General features: G+C 33.7%; 3 protein-coding genes. 1 reads left to right on the forward strand and 2 read right to left on the reverse strand.

Annotation, left to right across the window (positions count from 1 at the left end):
- Positions 1 to 120: 120 nt before the first annotated feature.
- Together ACO03U_RS13665 and ACO03U_RS13670 are read right to left on the reverse strand one after the other, a co-directional pair.
- Positions 121 to 1,185, reverse strand: coding sequence for a hypothetical protein (locus tag ACO03U_RS13665; protein WP_204688043.1), 1,065 nt, complete (start codon positions 1,183 to 1,185; stop codon positions 121 to 123).
- Positions 1,172 to 1,702: an RNA polymerase sigma factor gene (locus ACO03U_RS13670; protein WP_204688041.1), complete on the reverse strand. Its 531-nt coding sequence runs from the start codon at positions 1,700 to 1,702 to the stop codon at positions 1,172 to 1,174. The genes ACO03U_RS13665 and ACO03U_RS13670 overlap by 14 nt, the downstream gene beginning before the upstream one ends.
- Positions 1,703 to 2,027: 325 nt before the next feature.
- Between ACO03U_RS13670 and ACO03U_RS13675 the strand changes: the two genes are divergently transcribed.
- A complete protein-coding gene (locus ACO03U_RS13675; RefSeq protein ID WP_204688039.1) occupies positions 2,028 to 2,705 on the forward strand; it encodes a hypothetical protein in 678 nt (225 codons plus the stop codon).
- The last annotated feature ends 211 nt before the right edge of the window (positions 2,706 to 2,916 follow it).

Genomic DNA, 2,916 nt, shown 5'->3' on the forward strand with positions numbered 1-2,916 from the left:
AGAAACACGTGCAAAGCCAAGATGGCTTCACACGTGTTTCTGTATCTAATTATTCTAGGGACTTTTTCAGCAGCCTCCAATATTCTTGAGACGTCTTTTTATTATATCTATACTGATAGTTTACTTACGAACCAGTTCGATTCGATCACCACTTGGGAGGCTAACACTTATATTCGAAAACTCATCGTATCCACCGTATTCAAATCGAAGTTTGTATAAGGTGTCCTCACTCTCTGAAGAAGCCTGAAGTAATCGGTAGGAATATGAACGATCATTTTTTTGAACATGAATCATTGGAATTGAGTCATCGAAATCAGATTCAAAATATTGTTCAAGCTTATCATTGTTTTTTATATAAATAATAAAAGAACTCGGATATGCCACAGCACTCACAACATCAAGTTTATTCATAGCAGAGGGGTCTGAAACATATTGAACTGGTTCGAATTGTCGGATATCATCCGATTTTATATCGATGCTCCAAGTTCCGTCAATTTTTTGAATTTTATTTTGTGATTTCCCTGGTTTTATCTCTCGTTGATTAGCAGAAATTTGTATTACTTTAATTCTTGCGTTTTTTAAAGATGGCAATGTTCCATCTTCCTTAGCAGTCAGTTGGTAGGCGAACTCAATTAAATTTTCATCCCTATCCGGATTCACCTGATAGGAAACCGTACCTAATAGGTCATCCTCGCCCAAACCACTATTAATATCTGCTACAACAGTCCCATCACCATTAACTAAAGCAAACTTCAAAGAATAGTCATCCATTTCTTTAGATAGCAGTAATGATTTATCTGGAAGAGTTGCAGTTAAATGCAGCCCTATTTGGTTCTGATCAGCATATATCTCATCTAAGGAAATCTTCACTGAACTAGAGTTTGCAATACCTGACTGTGGATTAACAAAGTTTGAATCTAATAGACTTTGCGAGGTAAAATTACCTAAGCTTAGTAACTTTGAAAATGCGTCACTCAAAGGAGAAAAAGTAAGACTACCTAAAACACCTAAGCTAAGAACAACTATTGCAATCATAATCATTTTAGTCTGTTTCATTATTGGTTTATATTTGGGCTGGGATGATAAAATTTTAGCATATGTCTGATCTATAGCTATCCTAGTCCCTTCTGTAATTGGCTGCTCATCTTTGAGTTCATCTTTAAATGCTTGTTCAAATTCTTTCAAAATTTAGTACCCCCTTTTTATAATGTAGATAATCTTTTTGGAGCAAAGCCCTTCCTCGTGATAAATTTGATTTTATCGTACCTTCTGGCAATGATAGGATATTACTAATTTCCTTAACCGAAAATCCAGTATAGTAAAACAAAACAATAGGAACTTTGTATTTTTCATCGAGCTTATTCAATAGTTCTTTCATAATTATTCTATTTTCTGTTGGACTATCTACAGCACTATCATTATCGAATAGTTCATAATGAGTAGGTGAATGAAAATATTTTGTGCAATTATTAATAAGTATTCTATACACCCAAGTATTGAACATTTTATCTTGTTTAAGTTGGTGAATATTTTGAAAGGCTGTTAGAGCAGTTTCTTGCATTACATCTGCTATATCCTGTTCATTTCGTAACATTTTTCGGGCAGTATTATGCAGAACTGGCTCATAGGCTTGGAAAAGAGTGACAAATGCATCAGGATCCCCTTTTTTGGCACGTTTTACTAAAAATATATTTGATTTCACTATGCTAGCCTCCGAATTTGGAAAGAATGTCATTCACTTAGTTAGAGAAAAAAAGAGTCTTCTCGGTTGCATTTTTTTCGCATTTTTTTTATTCGACAAAAAAAAGAGAATAAACAATCGTAGGTTATAACTATCCCTATAGTTTAGAGAAGAAAGAAAGAGAATTGGTTGCAATATTTTACAGAAATACAAGTTTTCAGTCAATTAAATTAAAAAACTCTCACAATATATCAAAAAAGGAATTTGATATGATGTAATGAATACACACATAGGCAAGCGCTTACTATAGTGTCATTATTTTTTTAGAAAAGAGGGAATTATCAAAATGAAAAAAATTGCTTTGATGGTTTTAACTGGAATTTCATTTGTTTCGATTTCGCTTCTTGCTTTCAATCAAACTTCACAGGCTGCAGAAGTTCAAGGGGAGCCTATTTTGATGAAAACCAATTTGGACTTCTTGGATCATCTAAAAGATTCAGACTCATTACTGTGCTTACCGGATGGTGGTTTTCTCCATGGAACAGCAGAACTTTCAACTTACGGGGATGATAAAGTTTTAGAATACTACAATAGTGATACTGATAGTAATGCTACCACAGTTGGCACTGTAAAAAAGGCTCTTGCTGAAATGCCTCAGGAAAAGAGTAGTCCTTTCATTTTTAATTTGAAAGATACTCGTGGTGCAAAACCCGCTACACAAGTGATGAAGTTAGGACTAGACTCTAGTTATTCTTCTAGTAAATTTTCAGCGAGTGGTATTAGATTTGCAGGCTACCTTTTCCAGACAAAGGGAACTGCTGGTGATAGATTAAGATACTATTCTTATAACACTGTAGGAGCTGCGGGTTCAAAAACTGACGCAAGCAAAGTCTACTCAAGCAATACATGGAACGCATATGGATGGTTAGTTTATTCATATACTTATACGTATGTTGGAGGTGTTTCTACTTATTGGGTAAATAATCCCAATTCAGGAACCTACTATTATGTTATAAACAAATAATATTAATTGGTAACACAGCGATAACATATTCTATAGAAAAAAAATTGTGTATAAGTCCTTATCATAAAACTACCTAAAGTGACCGGAAATAGTCTTTTAGGTGGTTTTTTGCAAAATAAAAAAGCACAGGTGGTAATCGAAGCTGCTGAAAATCTCTAAGAATTATGTTTCTAATTTTAAATGATAGACAAAAAAATAGGACTTCAATTCA

This window comes from Enterococcus diestrammenae, from assembly GCF_049384045.1.
Classification (GTDB): Bacteria; Bacillota; Bacilli; order Lactobacillales; family Enterococcaceae; genus Enterococcus_C; species Enterococcus_C diestrammenae.